The organism is Pedobacter sp. P26, from assembly GCF_050632135.1.
Lineage (GTDB): Bacteria > Bacteroidota > Bacteroidia > Sphingobacteriales > Sphingobacteriaceae > Pedobacter.
In genome coordinates, this window is record NZ_CP192574.1 from 2,856,500 (window position 1) to 2,876,326 (window position 19,827).

At 38.1% G+C, this 19,827-nt stretch carries 15 protein-coding genes and 3 pseudogenes; 11 read left to right on the top strand and 7 right to left on the bottom strand.

Features of this window, described 5'->3' with window-relative positions:
* Positions 1-223 precede the first annotated feature (223 nt).
* Positions 224-2,983 carry a glycoside hydrolase family 2 protein gene (locus tag ACQ86H_RS13320; RefSeq protein WP_431295151.1) on the top strand — a complete coding sequence of 920 codons (2,760 nt, stop codon included), beginning with the start codon at positions 224-226 and terminating at the stop codon, positions 2,981-2,983.
* A gap of 130 nt (positions 2,984-3,113) precedes the next feature.
* A pseudogene (locus ACQ86H_RS13325) lies at positions 3,114-3,953 on the top strand (2-hydroxyacid dehydrogenase); the annotation flags it as partial.
* Between the two features lie 534 nt (positions 3,954-4,487).
* Here the strand turns inward: ACQ86H_RS13325 and map are convergent.
* Both map and xerD read right to left on the bottom strand, forming a co-directional pair.
* Positions 4,488-5,288 carry a type I methionyl aminopeptidase gene (gene map / locus ACQ86H_RS13330; RefSeq protein WP_138821319.1) on the bottom strand — a complete coding sequence of 267 codons (801 nt, stop codon included), beginning with the start codon at positions 5,286-5,288 and terminating at the stop codon, positions 4,488-4,490.
* Positions 5,289-5,518: 230 nt separating this feature from the next.
* Positions 5,519-6,417: pseudogene (gene xerD / locus ACQ86H_RS13335) on the bottom strand (site-specific tyrosine recombinase XerD).
* A gap of 48 nt (positions 6,418-6,465) precedes the next feature.
* Here xerD and aroQ point away from each other — a divergent pair.
* Together aroQ and ACQ86H_RS13345 are read left to right on the top strand one after the other, a co-directional pair.
* On the top strand, positions 6,466-6,882 hold the full coding sequence (gene aroQ / locus ACQ86H_RS13340; protein WP_138821317.1) for a type II 3-dehydroquinate dehydratase: 417 nt from the start codon (positions 6,466-6,468) through the stop codon (positions 6,880-6,882).
* An 11-nt stretch (positions 6,883-6,893) separates the two neighbouring features.
* Complete coding sequence (locus ACQ86H_RS13345; protein ID WP_431295152.1) at positions 6,894-7,610, top strand: TlpA family protein disulfide reductase; 717 nt, start codon at positions 6,894-6,896, stop codon at positions 7,608-7,610.
* A gap of 227 nt (positions 7,611-7,837) precedes the next feature.
* Here the strand turns inward: ACQ86H_RS13345 and ACQ86H_RS13350 are convergent, their stop codons facing one another.
* From ACQ86H_RS13350 to ACQ86H_RS13360, 3 genes are read right to left on the bottom strand one after another with little or no spacing between them, the layout of a single operon-like run.
* The gene (locus tag ACQ86H_RS13350; protein ID WP_138821315.1) at positions 7,838-8,851 is read right to left on the bottom strand and encodes a glycosyltransferase family 2 protein; all 1,014 of its coding nucleotides are present in this window, start codon (positions 8,849-8,851) and stop codon (positions 7,838-7,840) included.
* 5 nt (positions 8,852-8,856) lie between these two features.
* Entirely contained in the window at positions 8,857-8,991 is a 135-nt protein-coding gene (locus ACQ86H_RS13355) for a hypothetical protein (protein WP_431295153.1), read from the bottom strand.
* A gap of 40 nt (positions 8,992-9,031) precedes the next feature.
* Entirely contained in the window at positions 9,032-9,724 is a 693-nt protein-coding gene (locus ACQ86H_RS13360; RefSeq protein ID WP_431295154.1) for a lysophospholipid acyltransferase family protein, read from the bottom strand.
* A 39-nt stretch (positions 9,725-9,763) separates the two neighbouring features.
* Here ACQ86H_RS13360 and ACQ86H_RS13365 point away from each other — a divergent pair, with 39 nt between their 5' ends.
* From ACQ86H_RS13365 to bioB, 6 genes and pseudogenes are all read left to right on the top strand, one after another.
* On the top strand, positions 9,764-10,375 hold the full coding sequence (locus ACQ86H_RS13365) for a WbqC family protein (protein WP_121284848.1): 612 nt from the start codon (positions 9,764-9,766) through the stop codon (positions 10,373-10,375).
* Positions 10,376-10,378: 3 nt separating this feature from the next.
* Positions 10,379-11,500 carry a magnesium/cobalt transporter CorA gene (gene corA, locus ACQ86H_RS13370; RefSeq protein WP_168202434.1) on the top strand — a complete coding sequence of 374 codons (1,122 nt, stop codon included), beginning with the start codon at positions 10,379-10,381 and terminating at the stop codon, positions 11,498-11,500.
* A 61-nt stretch (positions 11,501-11,561) separates the two neighbouring features.
* The gene (locus tag ACQ86H_RS13375) at positions 11,562-11,813 is read left to right on the top strand and encodes a type II toxin-antitoxin system ParD family antitoxin (RefSeq protein ID WP_131530263.1); all 252 of its coding nucleotides are present in this window, start codon (positions 11,562-11,564) and stop codon (positions 11,811-11,813) included.
* Positions 11,806-12,108, top strand: a complete 303-nt coding sequence (locus tag ACQ86H_RS13380) for a type II toxin-antitoxin system RelE/ParE family toxin (RefSeq protein ID WP_138821313.1) — start codon at positions 11,806-11,808, stop codon at positions 12,106-12,108. Before ACQ86H_RS13375 ends, ACQ86H_RS13380 begins: the two co-directional genes overlap by 8 nt.
* Positions 12,109-12,200: 92 nt before the next feature.
* Positions 12,201-13,549, top strand: a pseudogene (mgtE, locus tag ACQ86H_RS13385) (magnesium transporter).
* Positions 13,550-13,658: 109 nt separating this feature from the next.
* A complete protein-coding gene (gene bioB, locus ACQ86H_RS13390; RefSeq protein WP_138821311.1) occupies positions 13,659-14,660 on the top strand; it encodes a biotin synthase BioB in 1,002 nt (333 codons plus the stop codon).
* 143 nt (positions 14,661-14,803) lie between these two features.
* On the opposite strand, the gene ACQ86H_RS13395 is transcribed toward bioB, so the two are convergent.
* Together ACQ86H_RS13395 and ACQ86H_RS13400 are read right to left on the bottom strand one after the other, a co-directional pair.
* Positions 14,804-15,214 (bottom strand): organic hydroperoxide resistance protein, encoded by a 411-nt coding sequence (locus ACQ86H_RS13395; RefSeq protein WP_431295155.1) that lies wholly within the window; start codon positions 15,212-15,214, stop codon positions 14,804-14,806.
* 207 nt (positions 15,215-15,421) lie between these two features.
* Complete coding sequence (locus ACQ86H_RS13400; protein WP_431295156.1) at positions 15,422-17,581, bottom strand: FUSC family membrane protein; 2,160 nt, start codon at positions 17,579-17,581, stop codon at positions 15,422-15,424.
* Positions 17,582-18,396: 815 nt separating this feature from the next.
* Here ACQ86H_RS13400 and ACQ86H_RS13405 point away from each other — a divergent pair.
* A complete protein-coding gene (locus ACQ86H_RS13405; protein WP_431295394.1) occupies positions 18,397-19,683 on the top strand; it encodes a PhoH family protein in 1,287 nt (428 codons plus the stop codon).
* Positions 19,684-19,827 lie beyond the last annotated feature (144 nt).

Here is a 19,827-nt window from a genome sequence, read left to right on the forward strand (position 1 = left end):
CAGCGTAATCAACATGTTACTGATTTTGAATGCTTTTGCTCAGGCAGAATGGCAGATTTAGGTTAGTTGGGGGATGGCATTTAAAGTGGAGTTTTACTGATTTAAAGGTTGCCTTCAAGTTTAGGCAGATGTTAAGATGTAAAATGCTGGTTATCTTGTCTCATCTGAGTGCAAATTCTGTTATCTTGTGAATCAGCTTGTTAATACTAATGCCAAATAGATCATGATTAAAAGATTAATACCACTATTGTTGCTGTTGGTTTCTTCTGCCAGCTTTTCGCAGGAAACAACCAAAACCTATCTTTCCGGAAGAGATAAAGACCAGACCATCCAATGGGACTTTTATTGTACCGCTGGTCGAAAAAGTGGTATATGGACTAAAATACCTGTGCCCTCTAACTGGGAATTACAGGGTTTTGGGAGTTACAACTATGGGCATGATAAAGTTAAAGCCAGCGAACAGGGTATGTATCGTCATGAATTTAAGATCGGGAAAATGACCGGGAAAAAAGTATTCCTGGTTTTTGAAGGCGCGATGACCGATACCAAGGTCAGTATTAATGGAAAACTGGCAGGTGATGTGCACCAGGGCGGATTTTATCGTTTTAAATACGATATTACAGCACTGTTAAAACCCGAAAACAAAAATTTACTGGAAGTTACAGTTGATAAAGTATCCGCAAATGCATCGATTAACAAAGCTGAAAGAACGAGTGATTTCTGGATTTTTGGCGGCATTTTCAGACCAGTTTACCTGGAAACGGTTCCCAACAAATTTATAGAAAGGGTGGCCGTTAATGCGAGTGCAGACGGGAGCTTTCAGCTTGATGTTTACGGACAAAATCTGTCTGCTGATGATATGCTTGAAGCCCAAGTGAAAAAATTAAATGGCGAGAATGTGGGTAAAACATTTGCGATGAAAGCGAATGCAGTGAACGATGTACAAACCCTGAAGGCTGCATTCTCCAATCCTCTATTGTGGAGCAGCGAATCACCTAACTTATATCAGGTGGTGGTGCGGATCAAAAATAAACAGAAGATCGTGCATCAAATAAAACAAAAATTCGGTTTTCGTACCCTTGAACTGCGTAATGGCGATGGTTTTTATGTTAATGGAGCGAAAATGATTTTAAAAGGTGTTAACCGTCACAGCTTTTGGCCCGAAAGCGGGCGCACATTAAGTCGCGGGGTACATTTAATGGATGTGAGGCTAATGAAAGAAATGAACATGAACGCTGTCCGCATGTCGCATTATCCGCCCGACGCAGAATTTTTGGACATTTGCGATTCGTTAGGTTTATACGTAATTAATGAATTAACCGGCTGGCAGGCAAAATACGATAATACTGTAGGGCACAGGCTTGTAAAAGAACTGGTCATCAGGGATGTAAACCATCCATCTATTATTTTTTGGGCCAATGGCAACGAGGGCGGCTTTAATACCGATCTCGACAATGACTACGCCTTATATGATCCGCAGAAACGTACGGTAATACATCCCTGGGAGAAATTTAACGGAACCGATACCAAACATTACCCCGATTATAATTATATGGTGAAGGCTGCAGCCACCGGCAAGGAAGTTTTCTTCCCTACTGAGTTTATGCATGCGCTGTATGATGGTGGTGCCGGCGCAGCTTTAGACGATTTCTGGAACCAAATGCTGATTCACCCGCATGGTGCCGGTGGTTTTATCTGGGCGTTGGTGGATGAAAACGTAATCCGGACAGATAAAAAGGGCATTTACGATGGCGATGGCAACCATGCACCTGATGGAATTGTTGGCCCACATCGCGAGAAAGAAGGTAGTTTTTATGCTATAAAAGAGATATGGTCTCCTGTTTTTATCGACCTGCCCAAAATTGATGGTAATTTTAAAGGTAAAATCGCTGTAGAGAACCGCTTCAATTTTACCGATCTGGATAAATGTACATTTAAATGGAAACTGGTTAGTTTTCCATCGGCAAATACAAAAGGAACAAAGGCTATTATAAATGCCAGCGGTACAACAACTACCAAACTTAAGCCTGGCGCAAAAGGTACACTTGATCTGGCTTTGCCAAAATCGTTTGCACAAAGTGACGCCTTATATTTAACCGCTTATAGTGCTGATCAGAAAGAAATATTTACCTGGAGCTGGCCCATAAAAACCGCCCGTTTAATTGTAGCGCAGCAGGGTGCGACTGGCTCCGGTTCAGCAGTAATAGCTGAAGAAAAGGATCAGTTGCTGCTGATTAAACAGGGCGATATTAGCTATTATTTTGAAAAGACATCGGGTTATCTGGAGCAGGTTGTTAAAGGCAATACGGTTATTTCTCTATCCAAAGGCCCGGTATTGGCTGGTATAAATACCGAATTGAAAAAATTTAGCCATAAAGCAGAAGGGGCAAAGTATATTGTTGAATCTGATTACCAGGGTGCCGGCGGTTTGCATGCAAAGTGGACATTTGAAACCGGAAAATTGGTTAAACTTGAATACCAGTTTACGCAGCAAGGCGATGCTGATTTTATGGGCATTACCTTTAATTACCCTGAAGATAAAATTACCGGAATGAAATACCTAGGCCGAGGACCGTACCGGGTTTGGAAAAACAGGTTAAAAGGGCAGCAGTTTGGGGTTTGGCATAAAGATTACAATAATTCGATTACCGGCGAAACCTGGGGTTACCCTGAGTTTAAAGGCTATCATGCCGAAGTGAACTGGGTAACTGTAGAAAATAAGGAAGCACGGTTTACCGTTTATATACCCGATGAGGACACCTATCTGCAAATGTACAAACCTGCCCGCGAAGCTGCCGCAATGAGCAATAACAATGTAGAGCCCGCCTTTCCAGAAGGGAGTATCGGTTTTTTGAAAGGGATAAGTGCCATTGGCACCAAGTTTCAGTCTGCTTTATTATTGGGGCCTCAAAGCCAGAAGAACAAAACGGATGGAAAAACTTTCAAGGGCACGCTACTATTTGATTTTGGGAATAAACATTAAGCCTCATAAGTTAAAACAGCACATGAAAATCCTGTTTAATCCGTATTTTTAACGATATGAAGATTGTGTTTTTTCTGCGAAGCCTTACGACCGTGATTTTTTTGAAAGCTGTAATAAACAGTATGATTTTGAACTGGAGTTTTGGGAAACCCATCTCGGCCCTCATATTGCCGACGCGATAAAATTAGGTACCGATGTAGTGTGTGTATTTGTAAACGATAAACTAACTGCTGATGTTATCGCTACACTGGCACAAAAAGGAGTGAAAATTATTGCTTTGCGGTGTGCAGGCTTTAACAATGTAGATCTGAGTGCGGCCAAACAATATGGTATTCGCGTTTGCCGTGTTCCGGCTTATTCGCCACAAGCTGTTGCAGAACATGCTGTAGCTATGTTGCTTACCTTAAACCGTAAAACCCATAAGGCCTATAACCGTGTGCGTGAACAGAATTTTTCGCTTTCTGGTTTAATGGGTTTCAATCTTTCTGGCAAAACAGCAGGAGTAATCGGCACAGGGAAAATCGGTGCTGCTTTCTGTAAAATTATGCTTGGTTTTGGTTGTAAGGTGCTGGCTTTTGATCCTTTTGTGAATACAGCATTGCAAAGTGAAGGGGTAAAATATTTGCCTTTTCATGAAGTGATAAAAGAAGCCGATATTATTTCGCTGCATTGCCCGCTTACGGCAGAGAACCATTACCTGATCGGATCGAACAGCTTAATGACGATGAAAAAAGGTGTTACGCTCATCAATACAAGCAGAGGTGGATTGATTAATACACGTGAAGTGATTGAAGCACTAAAAACAGGTCAGCTTGCAGCACTGGGAATTGATGTATATGAGCAGGAAGAACAACTCTTTTTTAAAGACCTTTCCGAGAGTATTATTGGAGATGATGATATTCAGCGACTAATCAGCTTTCCGAATGTCTTGCTTACCGGGCACCAGGCTTTTTTACGCAAGAGGCCTTAACAGAAATTGCGGATTCTACCCTGAAAACGGTTAAGATACTCTTTGAACACAGTGCTGAAGAGATAGTTTCAGATGCAATATTGGTGTAACTAACTACGTCTTAATGCCAGAAGATAGAACTGTTCTACACTGATTAATAACGCCAGTTTGATTAGTATTTATCGTAATGATTGAATTTTTAAGCTCCCTTATCTAATGCGATAGTCATGAGCCTGTATCAAAAAAATTTAGGCTGGCTCATTAAGCAAATTATATTTTGATACGTCGTTATTCCCGATTTAATTTGGAATTCTAATGCTATTGTATCGCGCTTTAAGATTCCCGCCTGCGCGAGAATGACGGGAAACGAAATAAAATTCTGGCCTTAACTGCTAGATTTTACTTTCATTACGACGCTAAGCCTAAAATCGGCAGTACGTTTCAAAAGCTATATTATTAATCAAACTGAGGTTAATACTGTTTTATTTCAGAACGCATGGAGTTTTAGGGAGAGGTTAATCACCACAAAATCTCCATGCGCTGGTTATTACCTATCTAATAATATGAAGTGTTGAGGTTACTGTTCTGCTTTTCTGCAGCCTCAATAGGGGCATAATCAGAAAGGATAAGTGCTTCCCCTTTTTTGACGCAAACATCATGTTCAAAATGCACAGAAGGGCTTCCATCCGCTGTTCTGATTGTCCAGCCGTCTTCATCCAGAAAAACATCTTTTTTACCCATATTGATCATTGGTTCTATGGCCATCACCAGGTTTTCTCTTAAGAGTAAACCATTGCCTTTCCTCCCATAATTTGGCACCTGCGGATCTTCGTGCATATCTTTACCTAAACCATGGCCTACCAGGTCTCTCACTACGCCATAACCCTGTTTTTCGTTATGGTTTTGGATGGCTGCACCAATATCACCTATGCGTTTGCCCACAACAGCTTCTTTAATCCCGAGAAAAAGTGACTCTTTAGTTGTTTTTACCAGGTTCAATACCGCTGCCGATACTTCACCTATGATAAAAGTATAAGCATGATCGCCATGAAAACCATTTTTTATGGTCCCTACATCTACAGAGATAATATCGCCATCTTTCAGTTCATCTTTATTCGGGAAGCCATGTACAACCACATCGTTTACGGAGGTAATAATATGAAAAGGAAAGCCATTATAATTGTAAAAGGAGGGGACTGCGCCATTATCAAGTATAAATTCGTTGGCTAGTTTATCAATTTCGAGGGTGCTAATACCTGGCTTTAATATTTTAGCTACTTCTGCAAGGGTATTGCTCACCAGTAGGGCACTGATCTGCATCAGTTCTACTTCTTCATTGGTTTTATATAAAATCATTGCCGCAAATTTAGTAAAAGAAGCTAAAAGGAAAAAACGCGAAAAGATTGTGATGTAAAAAGAATGAAATCATCTTATATCAACGCTTGGTGCGCTGTTTCCTGTCTCTGTGTACGGTAAAAAACTTACACTTTCTAAACCTTCCACATTGACCTCCTGTATGGTTAAAAATAATGCTAAGGATGCACTGAAAATTGTCTGTATTACTTATGCACCCTAGCCATCAACACCTAAGCCCTCGGATGAAACTGCGTAATTACCTCTCTTAAATAATCTCTATCAATGTGCGTATAAATTTCTGTGGTGGTAATGCTCGAATGGCCCAGCATCTCCTGAACCGCACGCAAATCTGCACCGCCCTCAATTAAATGAGTTGCAAACGAATGCCTTAAAGTGTGTGGACTGATTGTTTTTTTAATCCGACGGCCATGGCGAGACTTTTAATCAGGTTAAAAATAGAAATCCGTGAAAGCTTAGCGCCAAATCGGTTTAGGAAAATAAAATCTTCATGCCCTTTTTTAATATTTGCATGCACCCTAACTTCGTTAATGTAAATATCGAGTAGTTTTAGGGCTACACCTCCAATGGGTACCAAACGCTCTTTATTTCCCTTTCCAATTACTTTAATAAATTCGATCTGCGGGAACAGATTTGATATTCTTAATTCGGTTAATTCGGTTACCCGTAACCCGCAGCCATACAAAACCTCCATAATAGCTTTATTGCGCATTCCCTCTGGTTTTGAAGCGTCTATAGCGGCTATAAGTTCATTAATCTCATAAATATTCAAAGTATCGGGTAGTTTTCTGCTGAGTTTTGGCGCTTCCAATAATGTTGTTGGATCATTTGAAATCACATCTTCAAGCATTAAATACGCGAAGAAAGCCTTTAGCCCCGATATTACCCTGGCTTGCGTACTTGCTTGCATCCCCAACTCATTTAGCCATGATATAAAAGATTTTAAATGGGTTATGGTAATGTCAGTTAATTTTGGCTCATCATTCAAAGATTGAAAATACTGGATCAATTTGTCAATATCACTCAGGTAGGCATCAACAGAATTGCCAGATAGCGACCGCTCTAACTTCAGGTACGACTTAAATCCTTTAATATATGATAGCCAAAGCATGCTTTTATTTGAGATTTTTATAACATTGCAACGTTACAACATTATATTATGAAAATACAAATTATTAACGGCCCAAATTTAAACTTGTTAGGCGTCCGCGAACCATCTATTTACGGGAGCACCAGTATTGAAGACTATATCAAAGAATTAAAAACGGCTTACCCAACAATCGAAATCGAATATTATCAGAGTAATGTTGAGGGCGAAATTATTAATAAATTACATGAAGTGGGTTTCAGTTATGATGGGGTAGTGCTTAATGCTGGCGGTTATACACATACTTCAGTGGCCATTGCAGATGCTATTGCTGCCATTAAAACGCCTGTTGTTGAAGTGCATATTTCGAATATATATGCCCGTGAAGAATACCGCCATGTTTCGTTGACCGGAAAAAACTGTCAGGGTGTTTTAACCGGGTTTGGAATGAAGGGTTACCGCCTGGCAATCGAAAGTTTATTGGTTTAAATTATCTTAAAATGTTCAAAAATCTAATCTTTATAGCTCTTTTATTTACTGCTCTTTTTGGTTATGCGCAAGAAAATTCCATCAAGAAAAATGTATTGAACGAACAATCGGTTGTAAGGGGAGAAGACGGTCTGGTGTATCCGTTTAATGCCTGGAAAAAATTGATGCAAACGGGGAAGTATGGCATTAAAAACCGGAAGACTGTTACCGAGAGCGGTCAGCCTGAATATTTGATTTATGAGTTATCGGCTGATCAGAAATCTGCTTATATGGATAAGATTCCAAAACCAAGAGCTAGCGATTCTTTTAGGGAAGGCGAACTGTTTAATGGCTTAAGAATTACCGATATGAATGGTAATAAATACGATTTAAGAGATAGTACTGGAAAAATTTTCGTACTTAATTTCTGGTTTATAAATTGTCCTCCATGTAAAAGCGAAATTCCACAGTTAAATGAACTGGTAGCTAAATATAAAGACAATAAAGATGTGGTTTTTCTGGCCATTGCTTTGGATGAAAAATATGATCTGAAAAGTTTTCTTAAATCGACAGCCTTTGATTATAACATTGTAGATGGTGGGAGGTATATAGCCAATAAATATGGCGTTAAAGGTTATCCAACCCATGTTGTGGTTGATAAAAAAGGTTATATCGCCTTTAGTACATTGGGTTTGGCCTCCAATACCATATACTGGGTAGAAAAATCAATCAACGAATCTTTGAAGTAGTTTGCCCTAGGGACCAGATTTCGAGCAGTGTATAACGTAGTCGAGGAATCTTTTAAAAGGATACTAATTTTTCCGCAGGCTATCTTATAAATATTGTCATCCTGAGTTTGTCGAAGGACCTGTTTCAAATGTCTTACAAGGCGTTTCGATACTTCGTCAAGCTCAGCACAGGCTAAGCTCAATGTGACAAATTCAAATTGAGATACAGCCTCATGATGAGGCTAGATCTATTTTAAGTTCGAAAAATATCTAATTTTCTTGATGAAAAATGCCCAAACAATGCTATTATTATATACCCCGGTGTGTTTAATATAATCTTTTTGAACAGCTTTACGTTTCTTATTGGTTTTCGATAAAGATTTTAGGAAATGCCAGTGTCCTTTAGTTACAGCCATGGTGAATTTTGGTTTTCCGGTAAGTAAGAAGTGCCACCAGGCAATAAAATCAATAAACATGCGGATTGTAATCCTGAAAATAGCATCACCAGCAGGCAGGTTTTTTTGCATAATGATCAGGTTGTTCCTGAAATTGAGGTAAGTTTTAAAAGGGTTTTCAGTTTGTAGTGTTCCGCCACCAACATGGTACACTTCAGCATCCGGACAATACATAATTTTGTAGCTCAGGTTTTTTAAGCGCCAGCAGAGGTCTATTTCTTCCATGTGGGCGAAAAGATCGGCATCTAAGCCTCCGGCTTCTTTCCAGCATTTGCTTTTTATAAAAAAGGCTGCTCCACTGGCCCAAAAAATCTCTTTTTGTTCATTATATTGACCGTTATCAAACTCATATACATTAAATAGCCTGCCGCGGCAGAAAGGAAAGGCATAAATATCCAGATAACCTCCGGCAGCGCCTGCGTATTCGAACTGGTTTTTGTTTAGTTGCCATTTAATTTTGGGCTGTGCTACTGCAATCTGTGCATCACTTTCCATCAGGCTGATGATAGGTTTGATCCAGTTTGGAACAACTTCTACGTCCGAATTGAGTAAAATAAAATAATCGGCTTCTACACGTTCTAAAACTTTATTGTAGCCCCCTGCAAATCCATAGTTCTGATCGTTTTGAATAATTTTAACAGTTGGGAAGTTTTCTTGTAAAAATGAAACTGAATCATCCGTTGAGCCGTTATCGCCCACAACAATTTGTAAGTTATCATATTCGGAAAGCAAAATCCCCGGTAAAAACTGCTCTAAATACGCTTTTCCATTCCAGTTTAAAATTACAACGGCTACTGATGGGTTCATTCTTTTTATTCGGGTTTAAATTTCCAGCGCTTATGGCTCCAGAGCCAGTATTGAGGCTGTTCTTTTATAATGTTTTCTAAAAATTTAAAGTGTATGTCCGTGATCTCAAATTCTTCCGTTTTAGCTGGTTCGAGGCACATGGGCAATACTTCTACATGGTAATAACCTTTTTAACCACACTTACCTTAAAGTAATATATCGGTCTTTTGGTCGATTTTGCAATTTTTCTACACCTAGAAGTGCAGCAGTGGGCTGATTTAAAAAATCTGTGAAATATTTGGTTTCTTCCCTGGTTGGAGATTGATCGCTTGCAAAACACAAAAGTGTAGGCTCATTTTTATAAGCGGCCATGCCACGTAGCGTTTGCCGCATAGCAATGAAAATGTTTCCATACTTGGTCCGCATACAATCAAACCAGGTTTCGAAAATTTTATTTTTGATGGGTTTAAAAATAACCATGGTTTTAGCAGATATACTCAAGCCAAGTGCTAAAGTGCCTAATTCCCAATTGCCATAATGGCCCGTACAGGCCAGTACACTTTCACCTCTTTTAAAATGATCCTCCAATTGTTCCAGCCCCGTAAACTTTACTCTTTTTAAGGTTTCAGTTTTCGAAATACTGGTCATTTTGATGATTTCAAAGATAAGTTCTGCCAGATACAGGAAGAATTTTTTCTCTATGGTCTTTATTTCAGCCTCAGATTTTTCGGGAAAAGACTGGGTTAAGTTCTGTCTGACAACTTTTTTCGATAGCCAATTACGTAATAAAGCAGATAATATAGTAATCTTGCAAAAAAAACAGCAAAGGCATGGGGAGCAGCGATAACAGGTATAAAAAAATACGCCAACATGCGCAATCCCTCTTTTAATCATTATTTTTAAAACGTTTCAGCTACAAACATAAATTTTCAAATGCAGAATACAGCTATACTTCCATTATTTTATCTTCCGCCAGTAGGTTATTTTAGTTTATTGCAAAAGCTGGGAGAGGATTTTTTAATTGAAAAACACGAACATTTAGCCAAGCAGACTTACCGTAACAGAGCGAGTATTTATTCGCCAAATGGCAAACTTGATATTACCGTTCCGGTGGTTAAAGGTGCTAAAACACATACGAAAATGAAGGATGTACGGATCAGTTACGATTTTAACTGGCAACGTTTGCATTGGTTGAGTTTAGAAAGCTGTTACCGGAGTTCTGCTTATTTTGAATTTTATGAAGATGAACTATCGCGTTTTTATACCAACAAATTTGAATTTCTGTTCGATTATAACTTCGAACTTTTAGAGTGGCTGAACAAAAAGCTAAAATTGAATAAAAGCTTTGAGGTAACGGGCGAGTATTTTGATGACATCAAGCCAGAATTGGATTTCCGTTCGGCTATGAATCCTAAAAAACAGGAAGATATTGTAAACAATAAGTCCTATTATCAGGTTTTTGAAGATAAACATCAATTTTTACCCAACTTAAGTATTGTTGATCTGTTATTTAACCAGGGGCCTCAAGCCCGGCTATATTTGTAACGTATGGGAAAAAACAAGCCACGTAACCGTCATAAACACTATAAAGTTCCAGCGCCTGGCACCAGTCCGGGTTTGTACGCCATCGATGAAGATGCATTAAAACCACTCATTGTATTGCATACTTATAATGATAAGAGTTATAAGAAAACTGAATTGGAAAACATAAATGACATTGATAAACTGATCGGGAACAAAGATTTTTATTACTGGTTCGATATCAAAGGTTTGGCTGATCCCAATATATTTGAAACCCTCTATGCTAAACTGGACATTAGCAGGCTCGTGCTTGAAGATATCACCAGTTCTTATCAGCGACCTAAACTGGATGAATATGATAATGATAAGTATATTTTTTCAGTAAGCAGGCATTTATATTTAGGCGAGGATAATGTGCTCTGCAATGATCAGATTTCCTTTATTTTATCTGAACGTACACTAATTACTTTCCAGGAAACTTATGCAGATTGTTTTGAACCGGTAAGGAAACGTTTAGAAATAGGGAAAGGCAACATCCGCATTGGTGGCAGCAGTTATTTAATGTACGCCATTATGGATGTAATTGTAGATAATTACTTTAGCCTTTTAAATTTTTGGGGCGAAGAATTAGATGCAATTGAAGACCGCTTATATGATCATCCTGACAAAAGAATCATGTACGATACACAGGCCATTAAACGATCATTGATCACCATCAGGAAAGTAACCTGGCCGGAAAGAGATAAATTGAACGATATTATCCGAACGGATAGCCCTTTAATATCCGATCTGACAAAAACTTATATGAAGGATGCTTATGATCATTGCATCCAGATCATTGATTTCATTGAATCTTTAAAGGAAATCGCCTCTGCCAATATTGATATGAATTTATCAATCATCAGTAACCGGATGAACGAAATTATGAAAGTGTTGACCATTATTTCATCCATATTTATTCCATTAACCTTTATTGCAGGGATTTACGGGATGAATTTTAGCAGGGAAGATCCGGCAACAGGAAAAATACTGAAAGATAACATGCCAGAATTGTATGCAGAACACGGTTATTTATACACCTGGGTTGTGATGGCGGTGATTGCAGTTTTACAGGTGATCTATTTTTGGCGTAAAGGATGGTTTAAATAAAACTTTATTTTTAAAATGTACCATTTTTTGGTAACTTTAGTAATATTTTAACATTAAAACAATGGGACGAAATACATCTATGGCTTTAGGAGATCATTTTGAAAATTTTGTTGATGAAAGAATTTCCGAAGGAAGATTTAAAAATGCAAGTGAAGTTATTCGGGCAGGGTTAAGATTATTGGAAGATGAAGAAAATAAGATCAAAATTTTAAGAGAAGCACTTCAGGTGGGAATTGATAGTGGAATGGTTAAGGATTTTGATCCGAAAAAACATCTTGAAATGTTGAAAGCCAAAAAGAGGAAAAATGGCTAGGTTCTCTCTTAGTAACAAAGCGCTTGAAGATTTAAGTGAAATTTGGGATTACACTTATGATGTTTGGTCTGAAAATCAAGCAGACAAATATTATAAGCTACTGATTGGATTTTGTATTCAGATTGCAAAGAAACCTGAAATGAGTAGAAATTATAAGGAGACAGGCCAAAATGTATTAGGATTCAGGGCTGGTGAACATATCATTTTCTATCAGATAATTGATAATGGAGAAATCGAAATAGCTAGGATTTTACATACTAAGATGGATTTAGGAGCTAAAATGTCAGAACTTTAATTATACTGTAAATGGTTAGCATTAAAAATCAATTATTGTAAAAAATCAATTTTTAATATTTGTAGCTTTAGGGCGTTTTGGTTAGGTTATAGATGCAGTCATTCGAAATAGATAAAAGCGACGTACTTAAGGTTAAAAATGCAATTTTAGCTGGTGATGAAACTTTAAAAATAGTTTTAGAGGAATACCATGCTTCAGAAATCGCGATTTTGTTCGAACGTTTGGATAAATCCGAACAGCGGCATATTATAAACCTTCTTCCGGCAGAGATCGCTTCCGAAATTATTTCGGAAATGGATGAAGAATCCCACCCGGAGGATTTGCTTTTTGAGCTTCACCCCGATAAACGTACGGAAATTGTTGAGGAGCTGGACTATGATGATGCGACAGATATTATTTCGCAACTGGAAGACCACGAGCAGAAAGAAATTCTGGAAGACCTTACAGAAGATCACGCTTCAGAAATCCGTAACCTTTTAACCTACGACGAAAAAACCGCTGGTGGTTTGATGAACACAGAACTGATCTGTGTAAATATCAACCTGACAAAAAAAGATGCAATTGACGAGATCATCCGCCAAAGTGAGGAAATGGAAGAGTTTTATACCATTTATGTGGTAGATGACGAGGAAATTTTTAAAGGCATTGTTTCGTTAAAAGATATTATTAAGGCAAAACACAATGCCAAAATAACCGAACTGGTTAAAGAGGATGCCGTTTATGTTCATCCTGATACCGACCAGGAAGAAGTAGCCAACCTCATTTCTCAATATAATTTAACCAGTATTCCGGTAATAGATGAGCATCAGAAATTATTGGGAAGGGTAACTTTCGATGATGTGATTGATGTAATGGAGGCGGAAAGTACAGAAGATATCTTAAAAATTTCAGGGGTATCAGAAGATGAGGAATTAAGTGGGAACTGGGTAGAGGCGGTAAAATCGCGTTTACCATGGTTAATTATCAACTTGGGCACGGCTTTCCTGGCATCATCAGTAGTGCGTTATTTCGATCCTACCATTAAACTCATCCCTTCATTAGCAGCCTATATGACTATTATTGCCGGAATGGGTGGAAATGCTGCTACACAGGCACTTGCAGTAACTGTAAGGCGTATTTCGCTATATGATTTAACAGATAAGCAGGCTTATAGAACTGTGTTGAAAGAATTTACAGTGGGCTTAATCAATGGAGCAGCTAACGGTTTAATTGTATTTATTTTTGCTTTCTTTTTGACGGAAACCCAATGCTCGGTTTGGTTATCTTCCTGGCTATGACGGGTAATCTGGTCATTGCAGGCATCACTGGTGCAGGTATTCCACTTATTTTAAAACGTGTAGGTATTGATCCTGCCATTGCATCATCTATAATTATTACTACTTTTACCGATGTTTTTGGCTTCCTGTTGATTTTAGGATTGGCCAGCAAACTTTTACTATAATCAGGACTTAATTGATTTAGCATACCAAGAGTTAAAGCTTGCAAACTAAATTGAGCGCCTGTTAATTTTAACTAAGACTACATAATTAAATTTGCAAAATCTGATCCCAATGCAAGAAACAAGACACGATTGGACAAAAGAAGAAATATACGAAATTTACAACAGGCCATTTTTAGATCTGGTTTACGAAGCCGCAAGTATCCATAGAGAGAATAAAGATTACAATGAAGTTCAGGTAAGTTCATTAATCTCGATCAAAACCGGAGGTTGTGCCGAAGATTGTTCATATTGCCCACAGGCAGCCCGCTACCATACCGAATTAGAAGTTCAGCCATTGATGCAGGTTAGTCAGGTGGTTAGTGCCGCAGTTAAAGCAAAAGAGGGTGGGGCATCACGTCTATGCATGGGTGCCGCCTGGCGCGAAGTACGCGATAACCGCGATTTTGATCGTGTGATCGAAATGGTTAAGGCGGTTAATGATATGGATATGGAAGTTTGCTGTACCTTGGGTATGCTTACTGAAAATCAGGCGCAGCGTTTAGCTGATGCCGGTTTATATGCTTATAACCACAATATTGATACTTCGGAAGATGATTATAAACGTATTATTTCAACCAGAACTTACGATGATCGTTTAAATACGATAAAAAACGTACGTAAAGCAAAATTAACAGTTTGTAGCGGAGGTATTATCGGTTTAGGTGAAACGGTAGAAGACCGAGTTTCGATGTTACAGACTTTATCAAACATGGAAAAACATCCTGAATCGGTTCCGGTTAATGCTTTAGTTCCGGTAAAAGGAACACCTTTAGAAAATCAGCCACGTGTTCCAATCTGGGATATGGTGAGAATGATTGCCACCGCGCGTATTGTAATGCCAAATTCGGTAGTGCGTTTATCAGCTGGTAGAAATGAGATGAGTACTTTAGAACAGGCTTTCTGCTTTATGGCGGGTGCAAGTTCTATTTTCGCGGGCGATAAATTATTAACTACGCCAAATCCTGCTTTTGTAGATGATATGGCCATGTTTGAACTATTAGGACTAAAAACCCGTGATGCCTTTAAAAACGGCAGACCCGCAAATACAAGAATTGAACAAGAAGCTGTTTAACCAGAAAATATAATCCAAAAAGAAGTCCCGACCAAAATCGGGACTTCTTTGTTACTGTCGTAGTGTCAGATTATTGTCTGACACTAAGTTAATTTTTATTTTGGAATCAGATGGTGACATTTGACCTTACCTCCAATTTCATTTTACACAGCCGTTACCCTTACTTCAATATTTCCTTTTGTTGCTTTCGAGTATGGACAAGCCCTATGTGCCTTATCTGCTAAGGATTGTGCTTCTTCATGAGAGATTCCAGGAATATGCACATCCAAATCGGCTGAAAGTGCAAATGAATTCCCATCCTTATTAAAAGAAACCAATACCTTCACATTAGCTTCGCTAACATCAACACCTTCGCGTTCGGCTATAGAGCCTAAAGCACCTAAATAACAAGGTCCCCATGCTGCTGCAAATAATTCTTCAGGATTTGTTGCTCCACCCTGGCCACCCAATTCTTTGGGTTTTCTCAACTCTAAATCTAAAATTCCATCACTTGATTTAATGTGTCCGTCTCTTCCTCCAGTAGCTGTAACTTCAGCTGTATATAGCTTTTCCATAATAATTTCTTAATTAGATTAAGTTTAACAAATTATACCTGCCTTTGTTTTTAGCAGCCATAAAGACTGTATAATTGTACTGCTAAGGATATATTAAAAATTAATGTAAGCTGGTTGCCGGTGTAGCTATCAGTAAGATCTGAAATTGTTTCGCAGTTTTTCAATTCAGCAAGTGGTTAGGTGGTCGCTAGCGAGATGTTCTTCTAACTAAAGCTTTATTTTCACCGATAGTTTATAGATATCGTAAGCAACCTTCTGAATCAGATCAAATTGCTCCGGAATTAAATCTTCACCTTTTTTTATTCCCAAACCATTATCATTTAACCTGATTAATGGTACATTATCAATTGTACTGGTCCCCAGCTCCAAATTATCAATTGATGTATCCAATAAATAATTGGTATTATTGGCAATCGGTTTTAGGGTATCGAAACTTTCGAAGATAAATTGATGCTCCTTATTGTATAAGGAAAGTGTGGCCACATAAGAGGATAACAAATGATTCAGCGCTGTAAACTGATGCACCTCTTTAATAAACAACTGTTTGCTTTTTGGTTCAGAAAACATTCTTTGAAAAAGCGAAGCCAAATTTGCGGTACTTACATACACTTCTTTCCTTGCCAGTTTATATTCCGTTCTGTTATAATTTTTCTCAAAATACAACTTAATCACCTGTTCATAATAACCCTTATTTGCTTTTAAGATATCGATCATAGCCTCTTTGAGCTTTTCATACTCCCAGGTGGGGAATAAAGAATAACTGGCCAATAACGCAATACCAGAGCCTATAAAAGTATCATAAATCCTTTCACGCGCCAGCGCTATAGATCCCATACCCAGAAAATCAAAGAGGATTAAGATATAGGGTGTCATAAAGAGAACACTCACTACATAATTTTTCCTTTGGAAACTATAACAGCCAATCATGCAGATTAACAGGATCACGAATAAAGTGTTTCGATCGTGGATGTAAGTAATTACCCCCATACCAATAAACGCTCCAACTGTGGTACCGATTAAACGCTGATAATTACGTTCTTTTGTTAAACTAAAGCCCGGTTTCGAAATAACCAGGATGGTGAGGAGAATCCAGTAGCTATGCGAGAAATTGAGTATCTGAGCAACTATAAAACCCAGAAGCATCACCACGGTAACCCGCAGCGAATGCCTGAAAGTGGAGGAAGTATAAGTTAAATTCTCTGAAAATAGTTTAAAGTCGAATTTCTGTCTGGTGATAAATTTCTCTGTATCAACCTCGGCCTGTCTGATATCTTTACTGTTTCGGATTTTAAAATAGCTGAAGATAGTTTTAACCCTTGACAGGATATTCTCAATGTTCACCTCAATATTTTTTAAGGCAATAATACCTAAGGTATTGTACTCCTGATTCTGATTATTCTTTTCCAGATCATTAATTTTGATCTTTAACCTTTCAATCTCAATTAACAAACGTTTGGAGACAACAGGTGTTCCGCCACTTTTCAGTGCAAATGAAATATCATCAAGCGCATACGAAATCCGCTTAATGGCCATTTCATAATCTGATAATATGCCTGCTTTATCAAACTGATCATGCAACTGCTGGTAATTATAGTAAGTAGACATTACCTGCTCAAACAGATCGACCATATCTACAAATACCAATAACAAAAATCTTCCTTCAGGAGTAGAATCCCTTACAATTTCGCGTGTTCTGAAAAGCAATTCCCTTACGGCATCCTGTTTCTCATGAACTGAAACCTGGAGTTGTAATAAATCAGAATAGGTTTTATCGTAATTATTGTTCTGATGATAAAATTTGGCCTTCTCCCTTAAAAATTCTGCTACCTCTAAAATAGAATCGCTTAATGATTGCTGTACCAAACGGAAGGGCCGGAGCCGGTATACAAAATAACTCAATCCGGTATACCAAAGACTGCCCGCAAGTACCATTAACCCATGCAACAAAACATCCTGCCAAGGCCTGATATCATCAATGCTCAGCACCATAATCAGCAAAACTGCAGTACCTACTGATGCTGCCCTGATGCCGTAAATGTAAAACATCGAAAATACAAAGCTTGATACGGCCAAAAGGAAGCCGATAAAATAATGGCTTCTATTGGTTAAACCTGTTAGAATGGAGAATGTAAAAATTAAAGCTGTAGTAACCAGCATCGCATTTCTCCGGTGTACCATTGGCCCCGGACTATCTACTACGCTTACACACAATGCGCCAAGCGACAAGGTCATCCCGTACTTTAACATACCAAACTGGGCCAGAATTAAAGAGGGGAGCAGCACACCAATAGTAATACGGAGACCGTCGGCAAAATACGTACTCAGTAAAAAGTCTTGTATATTTCTAATGGGTTGCCTGATCTGCATGTTACAAAAATAACATAATAGCGAAGTTTTTTGTTGTGATTAAAATTAAGTTTTTTGCTTTTTTTTAACTTTTAAGCTGAAAAAACTTAAATAACTGACTAACAAAATAATAGCGAATGTTTATAAGTGTATACCCCCGGATTGTTAATAAGGTCAATAAAAGCATAAATCAACACTGGAAACGCCCATTTATAAGAATTAAGCTGTTGATAACCAGTATATTTAAGTTGATAACTTTGTTTATAAAAACCTTTATTTTTCTCTTGCAAAATGGCTGTTTTCCTACTAAATTAGATCATATCAAATACGAAGTACTTTGAATTCTGACAAAACAATCCAAAAGAGATAAAGAACCGAAAGGGAAATTGTTTCGGATAGTTTACAGGGAAAACGATTAATTTCAGAAAGGGTTAAACTGAGTAAGAATATACACGACCACCGCAAGGTTGGAGAATGAGAAAATCGAACAGGCCCAAACAGAGCTTATGGAAAACTAAGAAGTTTACGGACGGAAGAGTTGGAAATAAATTTTCACGGATCGCAAAAGTTGCAAAACCTAACGAAAACGGAAAAATCAAAGTAACAAGAATTAGATGCTTTAAAATACAGCTATGGCTGTTTTTAAAGTTAAAACGGGGAAATGAATCGAAAGAAGAATTCCCCGTTTTTATTTGCCCAGGATTTTGGATCGTGGCAAAAAAAGAATAACAGATTTTTCTGCTAATAATTCCTAAAATATTAAATTTACCAAATGGCCAAAAAAGGTAAATTAATCTCCAATCCGTCAAAAAATATTCGTTTTAGATACCTCGGTTATTTTATACGATCATGATGCGATAAATAACTTCCATGAGCATGATGTAGCCATTCCCATTCAGGTTTTAGAAGAGCTTGATAATTTCAAAAGTGGTAATGATACCAGGAACTTTGAAGCCCGAAGTTTTATCCGTCTGATAGATGAAACTTCAAAACAAAAACTGATCAGCGACTGGATTTCGTTAAAAAGTCCGGATTCTGGTAAATTTAGGGTAGTGCTGAACGAGAAACCTTTAATTGTAGATGCAGAGAACATTTATGGAAAAGGCAAAACAGACCATAAAATTTTAAATGCTGCCTTAAGCTTAAAAGAGGAACATCCTGATAAAAAAGTAATCCTGGTATCAAAAGACATTTGCCTGAGGTTAAAAGCAAAAGCCTTGGATTTAAATGCCGAAGATTACGAAACGGGTAAAATCAAAAATGTAGACGAGCTTTATGCGGGTAAAACAGAGCTGGTTGATTTTCCGATCGAAGTGATTGAAGCGGTAAAAAAACATGCTTTTGTTGATGCAGCTGAACTGGGATTACCGCCTAAAAATGCCAACCACTTTTATATCCTTAAAAATAAAAGGAAAACCGCCAACGTATTTTACAATAATAGCTTAAAAACTATCTCGACCGTTTCTACAGATGCCATTTTTAAGATCAAACCCAAAAATATTGAGCAGGCATTTGCCATTCATGCCCTTTTAGATCCCGAAATCAAGTTAGTCAGTATACAGGGCAATGCCGGAACCGGAAAAACTTTACTGGCGCTGGCCAGCGCTTTAGAACAGCGTAAAAATTTCAGACAGATCTATGTTACCCGACCGATAGTTTCTTTGAGCAATAAAGATATTGGCTTCCTTCCAGGCGATGCAAAATCGAAAACTGATCCTTTTATGGCGCCGATCTGGGATAACCTGCGTTTTATTAAAGAACAGTTTATTGGTGATGATAAAATGTCAGAAAAAATTGATGAACTGATTACTACTGAGAAAATAGCCATTGCACCTTTGGCCTTTATCAGAGGCAGAACTTTAACCAAGATATTCTTTATTATTGATGAGGCCCAAAATTTAACTCCCCACGAGGTTAAAACAATCATTTCGAGGGCAGGTGAGCATACTAAAATTGTTTTTACGGGCGATATTTACCAGATTGATACGCCATACCTCGATTCAGAAAGTAATGGCTTGTCTTATTTAATTGAAAACGCGAAAAATCATCCCCTGTATGCCCATATTACTTTGCAAAAAGGCGAAAGGAGTGAATTGGCTAATTTAGCGAATGAACTGTTGTAAGATTTCTACTCCCAACCAAGTGATCGTGATTTCGAGCGGAGTGCAACGAAGTTGAGAAATCTATCTCGAGGATAGATCTCTCCATTCCGCTGCGCTTCAGTCGAGATGACGATTTTTCTTATTAGAGATACAGCCACATTTGTA